Source organism: Rathayibacter sp. AY1C5 (assembly GCF_002931705.1).
In the GTDB taxonomy this organism is placed as follows: Bacteria; Actinomycetota; Actinomycetes; order Actinomycetales; family Microbacteriaceae; genus Rathayibacter.
Genome location: NZ_PSWD01000012.1, coordinates 1 through 20,624, shown reverse-complemented (window position 1 = coordinate 20,624; position 20,624 = coordinate 1). Strand labels below are relative to the sequence as shown.

The following is a 20,624-nucleotide window of genomic DNA, read 5'->3' as shown; positions in this document are numbered from 1 at the left end:
GGAACGGGGGCACCCGGAGCGACCCGGTCAGATGACTCGTTCCCACCGGTGCATCTCCGGCGGCGTACCGATCGCAGTGACGGAGCGCTCGGCCGGGACACGCTCGGCTCCCCCGCCGACGGTTTGCTCCGAGAGTCGTCCGACGCTCGCCGCGACGTCCCCGGTCGTGATGGACTTGCCCGCATGATGATCTCTCCGCGCGAGTCCGCGCACGACACGAAGGCAGGCGTCTGATGGCCGAGGAGCGCGCGATCCTCGCGGGCGGATGCTTCTGGGGGCTCCAGGAGCTCATCCGCGACATGCCGGGCGTCTTCAGCACCCGCGCCGGGTACGCCGGCGGCAGCACGCCGAACGCGACCTACCGCCACCACGGCGACCACGCGGAGGCGGTCGAGATCGAGTTCGATCCCGAGCAGCTCTCCTACCGCGACCTGCTCGAGTTCTTCTTCCAGGTGCACGACCCGACGACGAAGAACCGTCAGGGCAACGACATCGGCACGGCCTACCGCTCCGTGATCCTCTTCCTCTCGCCTGAGCAGGAGAGGGTCGCGCGCCAGACGATCACCGAGATCGACGCGTCGGGCCGCTGGCCCGGACCGGTCGTCACCGAGGTCGAGCCCGCCGGCGAGTTCTGGGACGCCGAGGAGGAGCACCAGGACTACCTGCGCAAGCACCCCGGCGGCTACACCTGCCACTGGGTCCGGCCGAAGTGGGCGCTCGACGCCTGATCCCGGTCACGCGGGACGCGGGGCCCCGGGCTCCGCTCCCGCGGGCACGGCTCGCGCGCGGTGCGCGAAGAGAAGCACGACGGCGACCGCCGAGAGCACCAGGGCCGGCGTCGGGGCCCAGGCCGGAGCGAGCGTCACGGTCGCCGCTCCGACGACCGCCCCGCCTGCGAGGCTCGCGACGATGAGCGCCTGGAGGGTCCTCGACCCGGACGAGCGCTCGGCGAGCTCCTGCATCAGGCTCGTGAGCGTGCCCGTGACGAACGTCGTCGTCAGGCCGGCGGCGCCGGAGATCCGCTTCGCGAGCACGGTCTGCAGCCCGAGCGCCGTCGCGCTGGTCGCGATGAACGCGCAGTCGACGAGCAGCGACCTTCCGCTCTGCACCGTCGGCCAGGCGACCGCGACGGCGAGCTGCAGGACGACCCCCACGAGCGCGATCGAGCGGAGCGGACGTCTCCCGTCGCCGGTCGACGGCGTGCGCGCCCGGGTCGTGCGGAACCCGGCGTAGACCGCTCCGGCGAAGAAGACGATCGCCGTGACCGCTCCGGCCGCGGTCGTCAGCCAGGCGGAGCGGGGGTACAGCCCCAGCAGCACCAGGTTGCCCGTCATGTTCGCGGTGAAGATGCCGCCGAGCAGGAGGAACGCGAACGCGTCGGTCGCGCCCGAGGCGATGGCCAGCAGCACCAGGGCGAGCCGCAGTCGCGCGAGCCCGGTCACCGCCGTCACGCGAGGCCCTCAGCCATGGAGCTGCCGCCAGGTGACGATCTGCTCTCCGCGGAGCTCGTAGCTCCCGAAGCAGCGGAGCCAGTGGCCCTCCCCCGTGTCCGAGCGGAGGTGCAGGGCGTGCTCGGTGAGGACGACGCTGCCGGCGACGGCGATCGTGACGAGGGCGATCCGGATCTCGGTGAACGCCCGGTGGACCTCGTCGCACATCTCGAGGACCCGCGCCCGCCCCGCGATCTCCTGCGAGCTCGACGCGCTGTAGACGACCTCCGGATGCAGGAACGGGATGAGCTGGCGGCTGTCGCGAGCGCTCCACACCTCGAGGAAGTCGCGCACGACCAGCTCGTTCTCGATCATCGCGACGCCCCGCACCGACGCGTCCTGCCAGCTCTCGGCCATGGGTCCTCCCGCCGTCCCCGCACCGACACTCGTCGATGGCGACGAGCCTGCCCGAGAGCGCCCCGGGCGCCTACGCGTCGGATGACCCGATCTCCCCGCCGGCGGGCTCACCGCGCGTGGGCCGTCGCCAGCTCGCCCCAGTGCGTCGTCGCCCGGAGCGAGAGGGCGTCGCGCTTCATCGTCCACACCGGCCCCGTGCGGATGCCCGCCAGCCCGAGGCCGACCGCGGACCGGCCGTGGCGCTTGGTCACGGCGTCGATGGTGGCGCCGAGGCCCTTCGTGTCGAAGGCGGTGTCGAAGATCTCGAGCAGCGCGTGGGAGTTCCGCGGTGAGAGGTTCGTGAGGATGACGCCGGCCCGCACGTAGCGCGCGCCCTCCCGCAGCCGCGGGCGCAGGGTGCCGATCGCGGCCCTCACCATCGCCACCGGGTCGTCCGTGGGAACGGGGAAGCCGGCCAGGCCGCCGGCGGACTCGTTCGGCGCGTCCGCGAACGGCGACGTCGACGCGAACACGCTCATCGTCCTGGTGACCGACTCCTGCGCGCGGAGGCGGTGGGCGGCGCGCTGCGCGTAGACGGAGAGCACCTGCTCCATGTCGCTGATCGTCGTCACGGGAGTGGCGAACGACCGGGAGAAGATCAGCTGGTCGCGGACGGTGCGAGCGGCCTCGAGGGGGATGCAGTCGACGCCGCGCAGCTCGTAGACGGAGCGCTGCAGGACGACCGAGAACTTCTTGCGGATCAGCGCGGGGTCCGCGTCGCGGAGGTCGCGGACGGTGTGGATGGACAGCTCCGCGAGGCGCTTCCCTGTGCGGCCGGCGACTCCCCACAGCTCGGTGACGTGCTGGGAGGCCATCAGCGCGTCGAGCTGCTCGGGTGTGTACCAGTCGGTGTCGCAGACGCCCCCCAGGCGCGGGTGCTTCTTCGCTCCGCCCTTGTTGACGAACTTCGCGAGCGTCTTGCTCGGGCCGAAGCCGACGCAGACGGGCAGCCCGACGTTCTTCGCGACGGCCGCCCGCATCGCCCGGCCGACCTTCGCCCGCTCCGCCACGTCGCCGTCGACGCCGAGGAAGGACTCGTCGATCGAGTACACCTCCTGCCAGGCGGAGTAGCGGCCCAGCAGCTCCATCACGCGCGCGGACAGCTCGCCGTACAGCTCGTAGTTGCTCGATCGGGCGATCACCTCCGGGAGGCGACCGGAGCGGATGAGCGGCTCGATCTGGAACCAGGGCGTGCCGTTCTCGATCCCGAGCCTCTTCACCTCGTCGGAGCGGGCGACCACGCAGCCGTCGTTGTTCGAGAGGACGACGACCGGCCGGCCCGCGAGCCTCGGATCGAACAGCCGCTCGCAGGAGACGTAGAACGAGTTCACGTCGACCAGGGCGATGCGCCGCTCAGAGCGCACGGTGCAGCCGGTGGAGGCAGACGGTGACGACGCCCCACACCTGGAGGTCGCTCAGCTCGGCGACGTGGATCGGCGGGTACTCCGGGTTCTCGGCCCGCAGGACCACTCCCCCGGAGTGCAGCTCGAGGCGCTTGACGGTCAGCTCGCCGTCGAGGATCGCGATGACGACGCTCCCGTGCGTCGGCGTGATCGACCGGTCGACCACGAGTTCGTCGCCGTCGCTGATGCCCGCGCCGACCATGCTCTCGCCCGAGACGCGGACGATGAACGTCGACGTCCTGTCGCGGATCAGGTGGTCGTTGAGGTCGAGGGACCCGTCGAAGTAGTCCTGCGCCGGCGACGGGAATCCGGCCGCCACCGCCTCGCTGGTGACGAGGAACATGACGGCGACGGCGTCCGAGGCCGGGGTCGCGATGCGCTCCACGACGGTCACGCCCATGGTCGGCTCCCTCCTCATCGCATCGAACGTGTGTTCGAACGCGTCCGAGTGTAGGTCGGGGGCACCGACATTCGGGAGGCGCTCGGCGCCGTCCTCGACCGCTCGCGGGGACGATCACCGGGGACGCCGCTGGGCGCCCGGAGGAGTGGCGCGTCGGCCGACGCGAGCCCAGCCTCCCTGGAGCCTTCTCCGGCACGATCCGACCTCATCCCCTCGGAAGGAGCTCCTCTCATGCGCGCATCCCGTCCTCTTCCCGGCGACCCCTGGCCGTCGGAGATGGTCATCACGGTCGAGGACAACCCCGCGGCGCTGCTCGAGCTCCTCTGGATCCGCGAAGCGTGGGGCTTCACTCCGGCGGGCGACGGGCCGCCGCCGCTCGAGCGGTCCCCGGAACGGGTCGGGTCGGCGGAGCCCGGCGCCGACGAGCAGCGCGCCTGGCCTCAGCTGTGGCAGGACTGCGTCGAGCATCTGGCGGTCGAGACCGGCCCGCTCCTCCGGCAGCTCTCCAGCACCGCCGACGGATCCCCCGAGCGCGCACGCCTCCTCGACCTCGCGCGCGGCCCCGGCTGGCGGGAGCGCTTCGGCGACGACTCCCTCGGAGCGCCTTTCCGCGCCTGGCACGACGAGCTGCGGTCCGCCCGGATGGACGCACGGGACGTCCCTCTGGACGCCGCCCCCGAGCGGCGCTGCCTCGGCTCCCTCGTCCCCGCCTGGGAGGCCGGACTGACGACGGTGGTCACCCTCCCCTGCCGCGGCGAGTACACGCGCGCCGTCTCCGGCTCGGTGCTGCTCCTGACCGACAGCGACCACCGGGACCCGGACCGCTACGCGGCCGCGCTCCGCCGGTTCGCCGACGGCTCTCGGGAGTGACGGGGCACGGATCTCCGGATCGGATGAACGCTCGCGCGCTCCGGACGGTATCCCCTTCCGAGCCGCCGATCTCCGGCGACCGCAAGTCTCGAGGAGTGCACGATGACCAGGAACATCAGAGTCGGTATCGCAGCTGTCGCCGTCGCGGGCGTGATGGCGGTGGCACCCGTGCTCGCCGGTGCGAGCAGCGTCGCTCCGGCCGCGGCGACCAGCGACTCCAGCAGCGCGTCGGACAGGAACCTGATCAACGCGGTCCGCTCCGTGGCGGCGAAGCTGCGGGTCGTCGGGCTCTCCGACGGCGGCACGAAGCTCGTGCAGTTCAACCCGACCAAGCCCGGCAAGGTCACGAACCGCGTCGCCGTCACCGGCCTCACCGGCGGCGACACCGCGCTCATCGGCATCGACTACCGGGTCCAGGACGGCGCCCTCTACGGCGTCGGCGACAACGCGGCGAGCGCCGGCGTGTACTCCATCAACCCGTCCACCGGCGTGGCCACTCAGGTGACCCGTCTCACCGTGGGGCTGAGCGGCACCTCCTTCGGCGTCGACTTCAACCCCGCCGCGAACGCGCTCCGCGTGGTCAGCGACACGGGCCAGAACCTCCGTCAGCCGTTCGCCACCGCGGGCGCCGCGACGGTCGCCGACGGCACGCTCAGCTACGCCGCGCCCGCCGTGGCCACCGGTGTCGCCGGGGCCGCGTACACGAACAACGACCTCGACGCGAACAGCGCGACCACCCTGTTCGTCCTCGACACGGCCCTCGACCAGATCGCGATCCAGTCCCCGGCCAACGCCGGCACCCTGGCGCCGACCGGGAAGCTCGGCCTCGACGCAGCGGGTGCGACCGGCTTCGACATCTACTCCGTCCTCCGCAACGGCAGCTCCATCGGCTCGGTCGGCCTCGCCGCCGTCAACGGGTCGCTCTACGAGATCGGACTGCTGAACGGAACGGCGACTCCGCTCGGCGCCATCGGCGCGAACGTCACGGACATCGCCGTCCCGCTCGTCCAGCGCTGACCCGAAAGGCTCCCGGCGACCGCGCCCCTGCCGACCGACGCTCCCGGTGAGCGCCGGTCGGCAGGACGCCGGTCGGCAGGACGCTCCGGCGGGCCGCCGGGGCCGAGAGCCCTCGTCGGAAAGTTCACTCAGCTATGCATCACCGTTCACCCACCGACGGGGCGATCCGGAGTGAGATGAGCGTGCCCCTTTCCGGGGTCTCACCTCTCAAGGAGTCCACGACGTGACACGACTGTTCCGCTCCGCGAACCGCGGACGCTCCGCTCTGGCCCTCTCGGCCGCTGCTCTGGTCTGCGCCGCCGCACTGGCCGCACCCGGCGCCGCCACTGCTGTCGGTGCCGCCGACCTCTCCGCCACCGGCGGAGCCGCCCGCATCTCCCCGGTCGACGCCGACCTCTCCGACTCGCTGCGCGCAGCGGTGAAGGAGCAGGACGCGAAGAACGTCATCCTCCTCATCGGGGACGGCATGGGCGATTCGGAGATCACCGTCGCTCGCAACTACCAGTACGGAGCGGCCGGCCGCTTCCCCGGGATCGACGCCCTGCCGATCACCGGCCAGTACACGACCTACTCGCTCTACCGCGCGGACGACCCGGCGACGGGCGCCGTCAAGGGCGCCCCGGACTACGTGCCCGACTCCGCCGCCACCGGCAGCGCCTGGGCCACCGGCACCAAGACCTACGACAACGCCATCTCGGTCGACATCGACCAGCAGCGCAAGGACACCCTCCTCGAGATCGCGAAGGCGAACGGCCTGAAGACCGGCAACGTCACCACCGCCGAGATCCAGGACGCCACCCCGGCCGTGCAGGCCGCCCACGTCGACGCCCGCAGCTGCTACGGACCCGACAGCGCGAGCTGCGGCGACGACGCGCTGGAGAACGGCGGACTCGGCTCGATCAGCGAGCAGATCCTCGACACCCGCGCCGACCTGACCCTCGGCGGAGGGTCGGCCAGCTTCGCGCAGGTCGCGCGCGCCGGCGACTGGAGCGGCGAGCCGCTGTTCCAGCAGGCCGCGGAGCGCGGCTTCCAGGTGCTCGGAGACGCCACGACTCCCGCCACCGCCGCGCAGCTCGACGCGCTGACCGTCGCCGACCAGGACGCGCCCGTGCTCGGACTGTTCAACGCCGGCAACCTGCCCGTCCGCTACGCGCCCACTCCGGCAACGGTCGGCGGAGCGGACGCCGCCCCGCAGACCTGCGTCGCGAACCCCGCCCGTCCGGCCGAGCAGCCCACGCTCCGCTCCATGACCGAGAAGGCGATCGACCTCCTCGACACCGGCGACAAGGGCTTCTTCCTCCAGGTGGAGGGCGCCAGCATCGACAAGCAGGACCACGCCGCGAACGCGTGCGGCCAGATCGGCGAGACCGTCGACCTCGACGAGGCCGTCCAGGCCGCGCTCGCGTTCGCCGAGGCGGACGGGAACACCCTCGTCATCGTCACCGCCGACCACGCCCACTCCAGCCAGATCGTCGACTCGACCCCGCCGACCTCGCTCAGCACCGCGCTGAAGACCGCCGACGGCAGCACCATGAAGGTGTCGTACGGCACGGCCGCCGAGGGCGGATCGCAGCAGCACACCGGAACGCAGCTGCGCATCGCCGCCTACGGGCCGGGCGCGGCGAACGTCGCCGGGCTCACCGACCAGACCGACACGTTCTTCACCATCACGAACGCGCTCGGAGTGGACCGCGACATCCGCTCGATGAGCTTCGGAGCCACCGCCGAGCTCTCCGGCTCGTCGTTCACCCCCGGAGCCGACGTCACCCTCACCGCGAAGGGCTTCAACGGGGACACGCAGCTGATCGGCTCCGCGCCCCTCTTCACGGACCGCACCGCGACCCGCGACCTCGCCGGCGGCGGCCTCACCGTCACGGCGAAGGCGCCCACCACGCCCGGCGACTACAGCGTCACGGTGACCGGCGACCAGACCGGCAAGGCGATCACCCTGCCGTTCACCGTCACCGAGCGCCCGAAGTCGAGCACCCCCATCACCGACAAGGTCAAGGACCTCGGCGGGAAGCTGATCGACAAGATCCGCCAGCACTGAGCACTCGTCGGCCCGGCTCCTCTGGAGGAGCGCGGGCCGACGGAGTCGCGGGAAGGGCCGTCCCTCGGGGCGGCCCTTCCTCGCGTCCGGGGGGATCGGCACAACCGAGCGGGCCGGGTGAGCCCGCCGTTCGATCAGGACGCGTCGGCTCCCGGCGACTCGCGACGCGGCACGGCCCCCGCGCGATGCACGATCGAGCGGATCAGCGCTTCGAGCAGGAGCGGCGCCCCGGCGAGCGCCACCGAGGCGGCGACGACCGACTCCGTCCAGGGCGTGGTGTCGTACGACTGGGAGCCGACGAGCGCGGGAGCGATCGCGAACGTCGCGACGAGGTAGCCGGGCAGCGTCGATCCGATCAGGAGGACGAACGACGCTGCGCGGAGGGGCGACGTCCTCGCCACGAGGACCGCGAGCGCGAGAAGAGCGGTGGGCGCGACCAGTCCCAGCACGACCGCCGGGAGCATCGCCTGCAGGATCGTCGGTGCGCCGAGGATCCCGGACAGGACCGCGTGCAGGCCGAGGCAGCCGAACGCCGCGGCGACCACGGTCCGCAGCACCGCGACCGGGCGCCGCCGTCCCGGACCGACCGCGGCGAGGACGGCGAGAGCGACGAGGAGGTGCCCGATCCCGAGCAGCTGCGCTGCCGATCCGACGTTCTCCCACGGATCGGAGGGCCACGAGTAGTCGTACCGGTGGTCCTCGATCGCCTGCTCGCCCAGGATCGGCCCGGCGACGGCCCAGCGCTGAACGGCGGCGAGCTGCTGCAGCCCGGCCGAGGCGAGCATCAGAGCGCCGGCCGCGATAATCCCGCTCGAGCCCCGCTCACGGGCTCCGGGACGTCCTGACTCCGCTGCTGTCATGCGGCCACGGTAGGGGCGGGGCGTCCGGCACGGGTGGCCGGGAGGAGAACGTCTCGCCGCGATCGGTCTGCGCGAGACGCCTGCGCGCGATCCGTCGGGACCGGCCCCGGCACCGGTGGGGGATGCTCCGCGGGCCCGTTCCGAGGCCGACGCATCCTCCGCGCACCGGCCCCTGCCCTGTTGCGGACATGTCCGCTAGAGGCTGTTGTCGGCGGTGGGACCGGGTGCCACTGTTCGGAGACGGCCGCCCACGGTCGACCCGATCGAAGGCTCCAGCATGCGCTCTCCCTCCGCCTCCCGCCCGACCGACCCGGACGCCGGTACGGCCCGCTCGACCCCTGAGCGGAGGACGAGGCCTCGGCCGGCGCTCGGCCTGCTCGCGCTGACGGCGACCGTCGCGCTCCTCCTCGGGACCACGGCTCCCCTGTCCGCGGTCGCCGCGGCTCCCGCTGCGACCGGTGTCGTCGGCTGGGGTGACGACTCCAGCGGGCAGGTCACTGCGCCGGCTGGGCTCACCGACGCGACGGCGATCGCCGCGGGCGGCTCCCACAGCCTCGCCCTGCGCAGCGACGGCACCGTCGCCGCCTGGGGCGAGGACAGCAGCGGGCAGGCCACCGTGCCGACCGGTCTGGACGACGTCGTCGCCGTCGACGCCGGCGTGAACCACAGCCTCGCCCTGCGGAGAGACGGGACCGTCACCGCCTGGGGCGACGACGGCGACGGGCAGGCCACAGTGCCGGACGGGCTCGCCGACGTCACCGCCATCGCTGCCGGCGGCTACCACAACCTCGCCCTGCACGGCGACGGGACCGTCACCGCCTGGGGATACGACTTCTACGGCCAGGCGACCGTGCCGGACGGGCTCAGCGGAGTCGTCGCCATCGCCGCCGGCCGATTCCACGACCTCGCGCTGCACCGCGACGGCACCGTCACCGCCTGGGGATACGACGCCTTCGGGCAGACCGACGTGCCCCCGGGACTCACCGGCGTCACCGCCGTCTCCGCCGGAGCCTCCCACAGCCTCGCGCTGCGCTCGGACGGGACCGTCGTCGCCTGGGGCAGCGACAGCGACGGCCAGTCCGACGTCCCCGACGGCCTCGCGGACGTCACCGCCGTCGCCGCCGGCGGGTACCACAGCCTCGCTGTGCGCCGCGACGGCACCGTCACCGCCTGGGGCTACGACGGCTTCGGAGAGGCCTCCGTGCCGGCGGGACTCACCGGCGCCACCGCCGTGTCCGGCGGCAGCTTCCACAGCCTCGCCCTCGGCGCTCGGCCCGTCTTCACGGCCGACGCCCCTCCGGCGACGGCGCCTCTCGGAGCGCCCTTCTCCTACACCTTCGCCACCGGCGGCGCGTCGACGTTCGAGCTCGCCTCCGGGTCCCTCCCGGCCGGCCTGACCCTCACCTCCGCGGGCGTCCTCTCCGGCACCCCGACCGTCGAGGGAGCGTCCTCCTTCACCGTGTCCGCCCGCACCACCTTCGGCACCACCACCGGCGCGCCCCACACCCTCACCGTCGGACCGGCGGCGACCGCTCCGACCCTCTCGGGGACGGCCGCGGCCGGCGTGGTCGGCTCCGCCTACGACTTCACGTACACGGCGACCGGATCCCCGGCGCCGGTCGTCACCGTCGTGTCGGGCACTCTGCCTCCCGGGCTCGCCCTCGACGGCTCAGGCCGCCTCACCGGCACCCCGACCACCGCGGGGACGTACGGCTTCACCCTCCGCGCGGTGAACCCGGCGGGCACCGTCGAGGCGGCGAGCACGCTGACCGTCTCTCCGCAGAAGGCGACCACGAGGGCCGACCTGCGCGTCGACGTCTCCGCTCCGACCACCGCGGTGAAGGGGAGGACGTTCACGTACACGCTCATCACGAAGAACGCCGGACCCTCCACGTCGGCGTCCGTCTTCTCGAAGGTGGTCCTCCCCCCGACCGTGCAGTTCGTCTCCGCCACGGGCTCGTACAGCCGCATCGGGAGCATCGTGATCTTCCCGCGCTCGAGTCTCGCGAACGGGCAGACCGTCACCGAGAGGATCACCGTCACGGCCACGCGCACCGGCACCGCGACCGCCTTCGCCGCCGCGTTCTCGGTCAGGACACCGGACCCGTCAATGCGCAGCAACACCGACACCGCCGCGACGACCGTCCGCTGACGGCGGGCGCAGGAGGACGGCGGGCGGGCCTCCGGGATCGCCCGCCGTCTCGATCCGCGGGTACGGATGCATCCGGGGAATTCCCGCTCACCGGCGCCCGACCCGCGGAGGGGGCGGCTAGAGCACGTCCGCGATCGCGGCGAACGTCCCGTCCGGGTCCTCGAGCTGCATGTCGTGGTGCACGCCCGGGAGCCGGCGCACCTGCCAGCCCCGCTGCTCGAACCGCGCGGCCAGGGCGTCCGGCAGCACCGCCGGCGACTGGTCGGAGAGCACGACCGTCGACGGGACCGCCGGCGCCTCGACCGGGACCGGGTGGAAGGCGACGTCCCGGAACACGCCGACGGCCATCCGCGCGTCGAACCTCTTCTTCGCGTCGTCGAGCAGCGCGCGGATCTCCGGGCTGTAGGCGGCGCGGACCGCGGCGCTCGCCCGCGCCTGCCCGAGCTGGGCGACGCCGAGCGACAGCAGCGGTGCCGCCCAGAACAGCCGTCCGCGCAGGCCGCTCGTGGGGAGCGACAGGGCGAACCCGGGATCGAGGTAGACGGCCCGGCCGGGCGCGAGTCCGGCGACGGCACGCTGCAGCACCGCGCCGCCGAGCGAGTGGCCGACCACGCTGTGGAGCCCTGCCGGCAGCGTCTCGACCAGATCGGCGGCCATGTCGTCGATCCGGTACGACTCGGCCCGCGGGCTCTCGCCGTGCCCGCGCAGATCGACTGCGGTGACGGTGTGACGGCCGGTCGCGACGAGCCGCTCGACGAGCGGCCCCCAGGTCGCCGCCGACCCGCCGAGACCGTGCACCAGCCCGACGTGTCGCGGTCCGGATCCGGTGGTGAGGGTCTGCAGGCGCATCCCCTGATCCTGCCCGAGACGGCGCCTGAGGCGGAGGCGCCGGGCGGATGCGGAGCCTGCTGCTGCACCCTCTGCGTCGACGATCGCGCCACATCTCCTGCCATCGAGGTGTGCGCTCTTGACTCCGCCGATGCGCGCTGGGAGGTTCTCCGGATGCGGTGGCACTCCGCCGTCCGCCCGAGCAGCCGGCCGAAGAGAGGACCTCCATGACAGCGACGAGCAGAGCCACGGGAACGGTCGGCCGGACCGCCGTCGTCTTCGGGGCGGCGGGTCTCGTCGTCGGGGCCGTCGTCGGCGGAGCCGCCGTCTTCGGAGCGGGGCTCCTCCTCGACGACTCGAGATCGAGGATCACGATCCGGGACGTCACCCGCGCGGAGCTGGACGGACTCGAGCGCGCTGCCGCTCCGAGCAGGGAGGCCTGCGGAGATCGTCGTGGGTGCGTGGAGGGCGTCGACGGGCCCGGGGCGTCGATCCACCGCTACCACTCCCTCGATCTCGCGCGCCAGGCGACGGTGTACAACACGAGGGACGTCTACCGGTCGGACCGGCTCGTCGTCGAGTTCGAACCGGATCTGGGCCCCGATGAGCGGCACGACCTGATCCAGGTGATCGAAGGGACCTGGACCGGGAGCAGCGACTGACGGGCGTGAAGCGAGCCGCCCGGACGGCGTCGACGAGCGACCGGAGGGCGGGGCCCTCGACTACTCGCTCAGCGCCGATCCTCCTCCGGAATGCCCACCGGACAGGGGCCTCCGCAGGGGGTCCGCTCGGGTGCGGTCCGGGCCTACGCTCGCCCCATGCACATCCGCACTGTCGCGATGAGGCCTGGCGCCGCCGCTCTCGGGCCGGTCGGCGCGCCCCCACGGACCGCGCTGGACGACGTGCTCGCCCACCTGGTCGCGGCGCTCGCGATCGGATCCGGCCTGCTGCTGGTGCCGGCGGGCGTCGGCGGAGTGCCGCTGCTCGCCACGGGATCGACCGGAGCGAGCGCCTTCGAGGCCTGGACGCTGATCCGCACCACCGTGGCGCTGCAGGTCGGCATCGCCGTGCTCGCGATCGGTCTCGGCGCCGTGGCGCGGACGCGCGGTCCCGCGGGGACCCGAGCGGAGCGCTGGTGCGTGGTCGCCGCGATGAGCGCCGCGATCGGCGTGGTGCTGCTGGTCGTGCCGCCGGTCTGAGGACCCCCCGGGGAGCGTCGCCCACCGGCTTGTCCGGGTCGCAGTGCGCGCCCGTGACCGGACCGTCACCTCGCGCCGCGCGGCGTGATCGGATCGTTGCAGGATCCGGCACCGGCTGAGGTTCCGCATAGGACACACTCAGCGACAGGGGGCGAGCGTCCCCCGCTCATGGGGAAGCCGACCGCGATCAGCGGCTCGGAGAAAGCAGGAATCGTGCGTTCTGCGCGACGACGCCACGGCGTCACCATCATCACCACTGCGGCACTGCTGGGGGCGCTCGCGTTCCCGTCCGTCGCCCTGGCCACCGAGGTCGTCCCTGACGCCGCCTCGAGCCCCGCACCGGCCGAGCCGGCTCCCACCGCGGAGCCGACCGCGACTCCGGAGCCCACGGCGACGCCGCAGCCGGCCTCGACTCCGGAGCCCACGGCGACGCCGCAGCCGGCCTCGACTCCGGCGCCCACTCCGGCTCCGACCACCGCGCCCGTCGAGAGCGCGCAGTCGCCCCTGGCGATCGCCCTCGACCGCACCACCTACGAAGCGGGCTCGGCGTTCTCCGCGATCCCGTCGGCGGAGGGCTGGGCCGGCGGCCTGGACGTGTCCGGGACCGGTTTCCAGCCCGGCACCGTCGCCGTCGTCGTGCTCCGCGACGGCGACTCGGAGGAGGCCGTCACCACCAGCGTGATCACCGCCTCCGGCGAGCTCCGCCTCCAGGACTGGCTCCCCACCGACGCGGACGGCGTCGCGGTGGACCCGCACCTCCCGCTCCCCGGCGAGACGATCTCCGTCGTCGCGGAGGGACTCGACGCCTCGGGCGCCCGTATCGCCTCCGATGCCGTCGAGCTGACCGTGACGCAGCCCGACACGAGCGTCGTCTTCCAGAACCGGGAGGACGGCGGGGTGCTCCCGGCCGGTGCGGACATCCAGGTCGGAGAGTTCCGGATCTACGGCGTCGTCGCCTCGTTCCGCGGATTCGACCGCGGCGAGGACGTGTCCGTCACCCTCACCGCGCCCGACGGCAGCACCTCCGCCCTCGTGCCCCCCGCGCCGACCCCGCTCTCGGGCGAGGCCTTCGTCCTGCTCGACGCCGACACCATGGCGGACCAGCTGGGCACCTTCACCGTCACCGCCACGGGAGAGACCAGCGGACTCTCCGTGACGTCGTCGCTGGAGCAGGTCCCCTCGCGCACCGCGATCCGGATCTGGCCCCAGGGGGCTTCGCCCGAGCCCGCCCCGGCGGACGGACAGCCCACCAGCGGTGGCGCTCTCCTCGGCTTCGGCGCGGACGAGACCGTCTCGATCGGCGTCTTCTCGACCTCGGGTGCGCGCCAGACGCTCACGGGCGGCGGCTCGAGCCTCGAGGTCGGCGTCGACGCGCTCGGCTGGAGCCTGATCTCCCTCGGCCAGTACCCGCTGCAGGACCCGGCGAGCGAGATCTACTGCGTCATCGCCCGCGGCACGTCGAGCGGTCTCGTGGCGAGCACCTCCTACGACTACACGCTGACGGAGGAGGACCCGATCGCCGGAGAGGCCGACTGCTCCGCCGCGGTCGCCGCGGTCACGGCGCACCCTGTCGGCGCCGGGCCTGCAGGGCACCCGGCCGGCTCCGGACCCGCTGCGCAGACGGGCGGCCACCGCCCCGTCCTCGCCTCGACCGGCGTCTCGACGACCGCACCGCTCGCCCTGGCCGCCTTCGGCATCCTCGGCGGTCTCGCCCTGACGGTGCGCCGCCGCCGCGCGTAGACGACCGCGCACCGCGCACGACGGAGGCGCCCGGGCACACCGCCGGGCGCCTTCGTCGTCGCGAGACCCGTCGGGTCAGTCGGACGGCACCGCGCAGGTCTCCTCCGCCGCGGTCTGACCCGGAGCGTCGACGGCGACGGGAGCGGGATCCGTCGGAGCCGCGCCGCCCTCCGCGGGCGTCTCCGCCGCGGGCGCCTCCTCCGCCGGAGCGTCGGATGCGAGGGTCACCGGCTGGTCGGTGAGGACGCGGCTCATGAGCTCGGCGCCGACCTCGGCGTTCGGCACGACCTTGCCCGGGTAGTCCGGGTCGTCGAGCGCCGGGTACTGCACGAACACCATCTTCGAGAGGTCGACGTCCTTCAGCGCGAGGGCGAGCGAGATCATCGTCGCCGGGCTCGTGAGCGACGTCGACAGGTGCACGTTCGACGAGGTCGCCTGCGCGAGTCCGTAGAGGGCGGGGATGTTCGAGAGGGTGTCGGCCGAGCGGACGGTGCGCATCAGCGAGGCCAGGTACTGCTGCTGCGACGAGATGCGGCTGAGGTCGCTCTGGTCGCCGACGCCGTGGCGGCTGCGGAGGAACGAGAGGGCCATCGACCCGGAGACGGTGGAGGTGCCGGCGGGCAGGTCGAGTCCCGAGTCGGTGTCGAGGATCGGACCGGTGAGGCAGATCGGGACGCCGCCGACGGCGTTGCTCATCTCGATGACGCCGTTGAAGGACACCCAGCCGGCGTAGGGCACCGTCAGGCCGGTGAACTGCTGCAGGGTGTCGTTGACGCAGGCGAGCCCGCCGTACTGGAACGCGGAGTTGAGCGGGACGCCGGCGGCCGCCTCGGTGACGACGCCCGTCTCGGGGTCCGTGCAGGCGGGACGGTCCAGGATCAGGTCGCGCGGGAAGCTGATCACCGTCGCGCTGCGATGGTCGGCCGAGACGTGGAGCAGGATGTTGACGTCGTTGAGCGTGTCGTCGCGGACGCCGAACGTGTCGCCCTGCGTGGCGTCGTTGTCGGTGCCGACCACCAGGACGTCGAAACCGCCCTCGACCGCGCCCATCTGCACGTTCCCGGCGGTGGGAGGAGCGACGCCGAGGTCGACCGCGTTGTCGGCGACGTTCCGGCTGATGCTCACCGTCGCGATCGCCACGAGCGAGGTGGCGCTGACAGCGAGGACGCCGACCACCGCCGCGATCCCGACCACCACTGTCCGCACCCCGGACCGCCGCCGGAGCCGCCCGTGCCGCACCGCGCGCTCGTGAACCCTCATGCGCTCCCACCCCTCGCCCCGCCCGCCCGTTCGCGGACGCAGTCGCTCGCCAGTGTAGGCAGGCCCCCTCCGATGCGGCGCGGAACGGCCCTGCTACCGTCGTGCGCGCATCGAGGAGCGGAGGAGGAGCCGTGGAACGCCGAGTCGTCGATCCCGTCACGCAGATCGAGTGGATCGTCCCGCCGTTCGCGACGGAGGAGGACACCCTCGCCCGCGCGCGGGCCGATCGGGAGGGGCGGCTCGCCGACCTCCGCCTGTACCCGGACCACTGCGCGGAGTATCCGCTCTGGGCGGTCGACGGCCCGGTCGACGACCCGGGTGCGATCGGCGTCCCGGAGGCCCTGCACGGACCGCTGCTCCGCTGGCAGGAGCTCTGGGCCGCCGGATGCGACGTGTTCGAGGGCTGGAGGAGCGCCGAGGCGGAGGAGCGCTGGCTCGCCCTCGGCCGGGAGCTGCACACCGACCTCGAGGCCGCCCTCTGGCTGACGACCCGGGTGCTCGCCTGCTTCTGAGGACTGCTGCTCGGACATCCGCGGGAAAGCCGGCGCAACCCGTCCCCGGACCGGCCCCCGCGTGCCTACCCTGGACGGTGCGCTCTCCTCGTCTTCTGCAGCAGGTCGTCGGCAAGCTCGGCGGGCAGCGGCCCGCGGCCCCGGTGAGCCGTCGAGCGCAGCGCGCGCTCCTCGCCGAGCAGACGGTCCGCGGAGTGCTCGAGCTGGCCGTGCGGCTGGGCGAGACGCTGCTCTCGCTGGGGTCCGCGGCCGCCGAGGTGACCGAGACGATCCAGCGGGTGTGCCGCGCCTACGGCATCGAGTGCCAGGTCGACCTCACCTTCACGTCGATCCTGGTCGTGCACGACGGAGGCGACGACTCCCCCAGCGTGAGCGTGCTGCGCGTCGTCCCCTCCCGCAGCGCCGACTACGAGCGGCTCGCCCGCGTGACGGCGCTCGTCACCGCCATCACCGAGGGCTCGCCGGAGGTGCGCGTCGCCGACGCCGTCGATTCCGCCGAGGCCCGCGAGGAGGCCCGCCACCAGTTCGAGGCCGCGCACGACCGGCTCGACGCGATCCTCGTCCAGCCGCACCGCTACCGCCGCGGAGTCGTCACCCTCACGCTCGCGCTGATGGCCGCGGGCGTCGCGCTCCTGCTCGGGGGCGGACCCCTCGTCGTGCTCCTCGCCGCCGCGACGGCCGCCGCGATCGACCTGGTCAACCAGCTGCTCGCCCGCTGGGGCCTGCCCGCCTTCTTCCAGCAGATCGCCGGTGCCGCGGTGGCGACCGGAGTGGCGGTGGTGCTGCTCGCGGTCGTGCCGCGGCTGCCCGTGGAGCTGGCGGTGCTGCCGCCCGCGCTCGTCGTCGCGTCGGGGGTGGTCGTGCTCCTCGCCGGGCTCTCGTTCGTGGGAGCGGCGGACGACGCGATCAACGGGTTCCCGATCACGGCGGGCGGCCGGCTGCTCGAGGTCGGGCTGCTGACGCTGGGCATCGTCGTCGGGATCGCCGTGGTGCTCGACGGCGCGCGCTCGCTCGGGGTCGAGCTGGTGCTGGTCGACTCCTACGCCCGCCCCTGGCCGGCCGCCGTGCAGGTGCTCGGCGCCGGGGTCGCGGCCGGCGCCTGGGCGCTCTCGTCGCACACCCCGCCGCGGCCCGCGCTCATCGCCGCCCTCACCGGAGCCGGCGCGTTCCTCGTCTCCGACTCGCTGACCACCTCGGGCTTCGCGCCGCTCATGGCCAACGCCCTCCCGGCGCTGGCGATCGGCCTGCTCGGCGAGATGCTGGCCGAGCGGATGCGGGTGCCCGCCGTGGTGACGACCGCGTGCGCGATCGTCCCCCTCCTGCCCGGCCTCACCCTCTACCGCGGCGTCCTCGGCCTCACCTCGAACGCCGGCCCGAGCGCCGGGATCGAGCTCCTGCTCCAGGCGGGCATGATCGCGCTGGGCCTCGCCGGCGGAGTCACGCTCGGCCGGATCGCCTACCGCCGCCTGCGCACCCCGATCGTGCGGGCGGTGGCGCCGGTCCGCGCCCGGACCCGCCGGGACCGCGGGATCGAGCAGGCCCTCGCCGCCGACGTTCTCTACCCCGACGGCGCCGAGGCCGGGCAGGCGGACACCGCGCAGGTCGTCACGGCGCCGGGCAGCGGATCCGGCCTCACGGCGTCCGCCCCGTCGGCGTCGGCCGCGGTCGACCCCGCACCGCTGCCCGACGAGCCGACGCCGGCCGCCGAGGAGCCGTTCACCCGCACCGGGATCGTCCCGATCGTCAGCACGATCGGCGTGACGGAGCCGGTGCCGATCGTCACCGAGGAGGATCCGGCCGACCGGGGCTGACGACAGGGCCTGCTCCCGCGGTCGGCTCCTCGCCGCAGAGGGAGGCGCCGCGCCGGTCAGTCCGCGTGGCCCCGCACGACCGCGGTCCGGCGGGTGTCGATCACAATCACCGAGCCGAGCACGATCAGGGCGAGCGACACCGAGGCGAGCGTGTCGGTCAGCCAGTGGTAGCCGAGGTAGAGCCGGGCGACGATCTGGCCGGCGATCATCCCGAGCGAGAGCGCGAAGCCCCCGATCATCCAGCTCCGGGAGGAGCGGCGGGAGGCGAGGAGGAACGTGGTGATCAGGAAGAAGTCGCTCACGCCGGTGACGTGGCCGGAGGGGAACGAGAACGTGCCGTCGGGCCCGAGCAGCATGTACTCGACCGGCGGGCGCATCCGCATCACGAGGTGAGCGGCCAGCTGCACGCTGAGCATCCCGACGAGCATGCCGCCGGCCAGGAGGATCGGCCGCCAGAGGTGCCGCGCGAGGACGAACCAGAGCACGAGCACCGCCAGGATGATGACCGGCAGGTAGACCGGCCCGAAGACGGTGGCGAGCGCGTCCATCACGACCGTGCCCTCGGCGGAGCGCTTCTCGCGGAACCACTCGGCGACGACCGGATCGAGGACGGTGAGGCCGGTGCCGCTCGCGACCTGCGCGGTGAAGGCCGCGAAGAGGACGACGCCGACGCCGATGAGGCCGAAGCCGGCCCGGTCGAGGCCGCGGCGCGCCTCCGGGGCCATCACGCGCTCCTCCACGAGGAACCGCTGGTGGAAGCGGGCGCGGCGCGAGAGGGCGGGGGTGCTCATCCGCTCACCCTAGGGCTGCGGAGGCGCCGCCGACCGGGCCGTTCGCTCAGCGTCCTGCCGCGTAGTGCGTCTGGATCTGCTCCGGCGTGAGGACCGTCGAGTACACCGCGGCGTAGCGCAGGCTCCCGCCGAAGTACGAGGAGCCGACGTTCGGCCACTGGCCGCCCAGGCTGTCGTATCCGATCTTCCAGGTGCCCGTCGTGTTCTCGGCCGTGCGGTACGTGCTGTTCGAGGCGACCTTCACGCCGTCGACCCAGAGCGCGATGCCCGCCGTCGGCGAGAGCGTGGAGACGACGTGGTGCCAGAGCCCGTCGTTGACGGCTCGGGTGCTCGTGATGGTCTGCGCGGCGCCGTTGTAGACGCCGAAGACGAGCTTGCCGTCGGCACCGATGTAGGTGTGGCGGTCGTACTGGCCGCCGGGAGCGGTGGCGCCCGCGCTGAAGCTGAAGAGCTTGCCGCCGGCGTTCGTGGTCTTGAACCAGATCTCGGTGCTGAAGGTGCCGGGGTTCCTGATCTCCAGCGGCGTGCTCAGGTACTGGTTGGTGCCGTTCGGCGTCCACGAGCCGCCCGCGTCGCGCGGGCAGGCCTTGGGCGTCGCGGCGGAGCTGACCATCGCGGTCGGGAAGAGGCTGGTGGAGCGGTAGGTGCCCGGGTACTGGCCGGAGTCCGTGTCGGGCGCGGTCGTCGATCCGCTCGGCTGCGCGAGCGTGTAGGCGAAGAGCGCGGCCCCGCGGTCGGCGGCGAGGGCGCCGTCGCAGGTGAAGAACGCGGCGGCGCTGCCGACCGTGTTGGTCGAGTTCAGGATCGAGGCGGTGTACGCGCCGGAGGTGGCCGGGGCGGTGAGCAGCACGGCGGCCAGGGCGGCGGCGGCGAGGGCGGCGACGACAGACCTCGGGCGGGCGAGGAGGGTGCGCAGCCGCGCGGCCGGTGAGGCGGCGGAGAGGCGGTGCCGGCTCATGCCGTCTCCTCCTCGCGGGCGGCGCGGCGGCCGCGCTCGGCGGTCCGCTCCGGCTCCCCGGGGAGGCCGACGAAGACCGTGTAGAGCACCGGGATCGCGCAGAGCAGGACGAAGAGGACCCAGCCCCAGAACGGCAGGTGCAGAGCGGAGGAGAGGGCGTAGGCGTCTCCGTCGTGCGCCGGGATCTGCAGGCGGCCGACCTGTCCGGAGACCAGGTCCACGGGGTCGGCGCCCTCGGCGCTCACGCGGATGGGGAGGACGCCCGTCGAGACGAGCGTGGCGTTCGTCGTGCCGCTGTCGACCGTGGCCTCGAGGACGACGATGCCGACGAGCGGGCGGAGCACGAAGACGGTGACGGACGCGACGAGCGAGAGGCCGAGGATCCGCATCGACGCCCGCTGGGTGGGCGAGGCGATGAAGCGGGAGAGCAGCTGCACGAGGACGGCGCCGATGATCAGCAGCGGCAGGCCGCGCACGAGCCAGCCGAGCACCGGCAGCGCCGTGGTGACGACTCCGATGAGCTGGTCCTGGCCGGTGGCCCACGGATCGACGGCTCCGTTGATGTCGCCCTGGGTGCGGAGCGTGCCGTCGTCCGCGATCTCGACGACCCGGTGGGTGTAGGTCTCGTCGGGCGTGGTGGTGGGGTGGAAGCTGACCGCGTCGCCGACCCGGACGTCCTCGAGGGCCGTCGGCTCGGTGAGGACGAGGGTGCCGACCGGGGCGGCCGTGCCCATGGAGGGCGTCTGCACGATGAACCAGCGTCCGCCGGACGCGTGGAACAGGAGCGCCGCCGCGACCAGGACGGCCAGCAGAGCGGTCGTCGTCCCGATCAGGGCGGTGCGGAGGAGGGACCGGCGGACGCTGGTTCATCGTGCAGACGCCCTCCA

At 73.4% G+C, this 20,624-nt stretch carries 20 protein-coding genes; 10 read left to right on the top strand and 10 right to left on the bottom strand.

What is annotated here, in order from left to right:
- The first annotated feature begins 233 nt into the window (after positions 1-233).
- Positions 234-728 (top strand): peptide-methionine (S)-S-oxide reductase MsrA, encoded by a 495-nt coding sequence (msrA, locus tag C5C57_RS10190; protein ID WP_104226547.1) that lies wholly within the window; start codon positions 234-236, stop codon positions 726-728.
- Positions 729-734: 6 nt separating this feature from the next.
- Here msrA and C5C57_RS10185 read toward each other — a convergent pair whose 3' ends face one another.
- The 4 genes from C5C57_RS10185 to C5C57_RS10170 form a co-directional block, all read right to left on the bottom strand.
- The gene (locus tag C5C57_RS10185; RefSeq protein ID WP_104297578.1) at positions 735-1,451 is read right to left on the bottom strand and encodes a YoaK family protein; all 717 of its coding nucleotides are present in this window, start codon (positions 1,449-1,451) and stop codon (positions 735-737) included.
- A gap of 9 nt (positions 1,452-1,460) precedes the next feature.
- A complete protein-coding gene (locus tag C5C57_RS10180; protein WP_104247117.1) occupies positions 1,461-1,847 on the bottom strand; it encodes a nuclear transport factor 2 family protein in 387 nt (128 codons plus the stop codon).
- Between the two features lie 107 nt (positions 1,848-1,954).
- Positions 1,955-3,250, bottom strand: a complete 1,296-nt coding sequence (locus C5C57_RS10175; protein WP_104297577.1) for a Y-family DNA polymerase — start codon at positions 3,248-3,250, stop codon at positions 1,955-1,957.
- Positions 3,240-3,689 carry a LexA family transcriptional regulator gene (locus C5C57_RS10170; protein WP_104268985.1) on the bottom strand — a complete coding sequence of 150 codons (450 nt, stop codon included), beginning with the start codon at positions 3,687-3,689 and terminating at the stop codon, positions 3,240-3,242. The genes C5C57_RS10175 and C5C57_RS10170 overlap by 11 nt, the downstream gene beginning before the upstream one ends.
- Positions 3,690-3,920: 231 nt before the next feature.
- On the opposite strand from C5C57_RS10170, the gene C5C57_RS10165 reads away from it, so the two are divergent.
- The 3 genes from C5C57_RS10165 (at position 3,921) to phoA (ending at position 7,626) form a co-directional block, all read left to right on the top strand.
- The gene (locus C5C57_RS10165) at positions 3,921-4,559 is read left to right on the top strand and encodes a hypothetical protein (RefSeq protein ID WP_104297576.1); all 639 of its coding nucleotides are present in this window, start codon (positions 3,921-3,923) and stop codon (positions 4,557-4,559) included.
- A 102-nt stretch (positions 4,560-4,661) separates the two neighbouring features.
- Positions 4,662-5,576, top strand: a complete 915-nt coding sequence (locus C5C57_RS10160) for a DUF4394 domain-containing protein (RefSeq protein ID WP_219827753.1) — start codon at positions 4,662-4,664, stop codon at positions 5,574-5,576.
- Between the two features lie 223 nt (positions 5,577-5,799).
- Positions 5,800-7,626, top strand: coding sequence for an alkaline phosphatase (phoA, locus tag C5C57_RS10155; RefSeq protein ID WP_258063299.1), 1,827 nt, complete (start codon positions 5,800-5,802; stop codon positions 7,624-7,626).
- 134 nt (positions 7,627-7,760) lie between these two features.
- On the opposite strand, the gene C5C57_RS10150 is transcribed toward phoA, so the two are convergent.
- Positions 7,761-8,486, bottom strand: a complete 726-nt coding sequence (locus tag C5C57_RS10150) for a hypothetical protein (protein ID WP_146079477.1) — start codon at positions 8,484-8,486, stop codon at positions 7,761-7,763.
- Between the two features lie 277 nt (positions 8,487-8,763).
- Between C5C57_RS10150 and C5C57_RS10145 the strand changes: the two genes are divergently transcribed.
- Positions 8,764-10,638 (top strand): DUF11 domain-containing protein, encoded by a 1,875-nt coding sequence (locus tag C5C57_RS10145; RefSeq protein WP_104273880.1) that lies wholly within the window; start codon positions 8,764-8,766, stop codon positions 10,636-10,638.
- A gap of 117 nt (positions 10,639-10,755) precedes the next feature.
- Here C5C57_RS10145 and C5C57_RS10140 read toward each other — a convergent pair whose 3' ends face one another.
- A complete protein-coding gene (locus C5C57_RS10140; protein ID WP_104273881.1) occupies positions 10,756-11,487 on the bottom strand; it encodes an alpha/beta fold hydrolase in 732 nt (243 codons plus the stop codon).
- A gap of 206 nt (positions 11,488-11,693) precedes the next feature.
- On the opposite strand from C5C57_RS10140, the gene C5C57_RS10135 reads away from it, so the two are divergent.
- The 3 genes from C5C57_RS10135 to C5C57_RS18120 all read left to right on the top strand — a co-directional run bounded on the left by C5C57_RS10135 (position 11,694) and on the right by C5C57_RS18120 (position 14,405).
- Positions 11,694-12,128: a hypothetical protein gene (locus C5C57_RS10135; protein ID WP_104226555.1), complete on the top strand. Its 435-nt coding sequence runs from the start codon at positions 11,694-11,696 to the stop codon at positions 12,126-12,128.
- A 156-nt stretch (positions 12,129-12,284) separates the two neighbouring features.
- Positions 12,285-12,665 (top strand): hypothetical protein, encoded by a 381-nt coding sequence (locus tag C5C57_RS10130; protein ID WP_146076856.1) that lies wholly within the window; start codon positions 12,285-12,287, stop codon positions 12,663-12,665.
- Between the two features lie 213 nt (positions 12,666-12,878).
- Entirely contained in the window at positions 12,879-14,405 is a 1,527-nt protein-coding gene (locus C5C57_RS18120; protein WP_181069169.1) for a hypothetical protein, read from the top strand.
- A gap of 75 nt (positions 14,406-14,480) precedes the next feature.
- Here C5C57_RS18120 and C5C57_RS10120 read toward each other — a convergent pair whose 3' ends face one another.
- Positions 14,481-15,665, bottom strand: a complete 1,185-nt coding sequence (locus C5C57_RS10120; RefSeq protein WP_146082410.1) for an LCP family protein — start codon at positions 15,663-15,665, stop codon at positions 14,481-14,483.
- 131 nt (positions 15,666-15,796) lie between these two features.
- On the opposite strand from C5C57_RS10120, the gene C5C57_RS18115 reads away from it, so the two are divergent.
- Positions 15,797-16,177 carry a hypothetical protein gene (locus C5C57_RS18115; protein WP_181069167.1) on the top strand — a complete coding sequence of 127 codons (381 nt, stop codon included), beginning with the start codon at positions 15,797-15,799 and terminating at the stop codon, positions 16,175-16,177.
- 77 nt (positions 16,178-16,254) lie between these two features.
- On the top strand, positions 16,255-17,988 hold the full coding sequence (locus C5C57_RS10115; protein WP_181069164.1) for a threonine/serine exporter ThrE family protein: 1,734 nt from the start codon (positions 16,255-16,257) through the stop codon (positions 17,986-17,988).
- Positions 17,989-18,044: 56 nt separating this feature from the next.
- Here the strand turns inward: C5C57_RS10115 and C5C57_RS10110 are convergent, their stop codons facing one another.
- The 3 genes from C5C57_RS10110 to C5C57_RS10100 are packed head-to-tail and all read right to left on the bottom strand — an operon-like array spanning position 18,045 to position 20,486.
- Positions 18,045-18,779 carry a phosphatase PAP2 family protein gene (locus C5C57_RS10110; RefSeq protein WP_104223319.1) on the bottom strand — a complete coding sequence of 245 codons (735 nt, stop codon included), beginning with the start codon at positions 18,777-18,779 and terminating at the stop codon, positions 18,045-18,047.
- A 46-nt stretch (positions 18,780-18,825) separates the two neighbouring features.
- Positions 18,826-19,737 (bottom strand): LamG domain-containing protein, encoded by a 912-nt coding sequence (locus C5C57_RS10105; protein WP_104247132.1) that lies wholly within the window; start codon positions 19,735-19,737, stop codon positions 18,826-18,828.
- Positions 19,734-20,486, bottom strand: coding sequence for a S26 family signal peptidase (locus C5C57_RS10100; protein WP_146082409.1), 753 nt, complete (start codon positions 20,484-20,486; stop codon positions 19,734-19,736). Before C5C57_RS10100 ends, C5C57_RS10105 begins: the two co-directional genes overlap by 4 nt.
- Between the last annotated feature and the right edge of the window lie 138 nt (positions 20,487-20,624).

Excerpts from the sequence above, each read along its gene's own strand:
- C5C57_RS10140 (WP_104273881.1), bottom strand. The coding sequence starts at position 11,487 with ATGCGCCTGCAGACCCTCACCACCGGATCCGGACCGCGACACGTCGGG.
- C5C57_RS10160 (WP_219827753.1), top strand. The coding sequence starts at position 4,662 with ATGACCAGGAACATCAGAGTCGGTATCGCAGCTGTCGCCGTCGCGGGC.
- C5C57_RS10150 (WP_146079477.1), bottom strand. The coding sequence starts at position 8,486 with ATGACAGCAGCGGAGTCAGGACGTCCCGGAGCCCGTGAGCGGGGCTCG.
- C5C57_RS10170 (WP_104268985.1), bottom strand. The coding sequence starts at position 3,689 with ATGGGCGTGACCGTCGTGGAGCGCATCGCGACCCCGGCCTCGGACGCC.
- C5C57_RS10120 (WP_146082410.1), bottom strand. The coding sequence starts at position 15,665 with ATGAGGGTTCACGAGCGCGCGGTGCGGCACGGGCGGCTCCGGCGGCGG.
- C5C57_RS10180 (WP_104247117.1), bottom strand. The coding sequence starts at position 1,847 with ATGGCCGAGAGCTGGCAGGACGCGTCGGTGCGGGGCGTCGCGATGATC.
- C5C57_RS10130 (WP_146076856.1), top strand. The coding sequence starts at position 12,285 with ATGCACATCCGCACTGTCGCGATGAGGCCTGGCGCCGCCGCTCTCGGG.
- C5C57_RS10165 (WP_104297576.1), top strand. The coding sequence starts at position 3,921 with ATGCGCGCATCCCGTCCTCTTCCCGGCGACCCCTGGCCGTCGGAGATG.
- C5C57_RS10105 (WP_104247132.1), bottom strand. The coding sequence starts at position 19,737 with ATGAGCCGGCACCGCCTCTCCGCCGCCTCACCGGCCGCGCGGCTGCGC.
- C5C57_RS10135 (WP_104226555.1), top strand. The coding sequence starts at position 11,694 with ATGACAGCGACGAGCAGAGCCACGGGAACGGTCGGCCGGACCGCCGTC.
- C5C57_RS10145 (WP_104273880.1), top strand. The coding sequence starts at position 8,764 with ATGCGCTCTCCCTCCGCCTCCCGCCCGACCGACCCGGACGCCGGTACG.
- C5C57_RS10110 (WP_104223319.1), bottom strand. The coding sequence starts at position 18,779 with ATGAGCACCCCCGCCCTCTCGCGCCGCGCCCGCTTCCACCAGCGGTTC.
- msrA (WP_104226547.1), top strand. The coding sequence starts at position 234 with ATGGCCGAGGAGCGCGCGATCCTCGCGGGCGGATGCTTCTGGGGGCTC.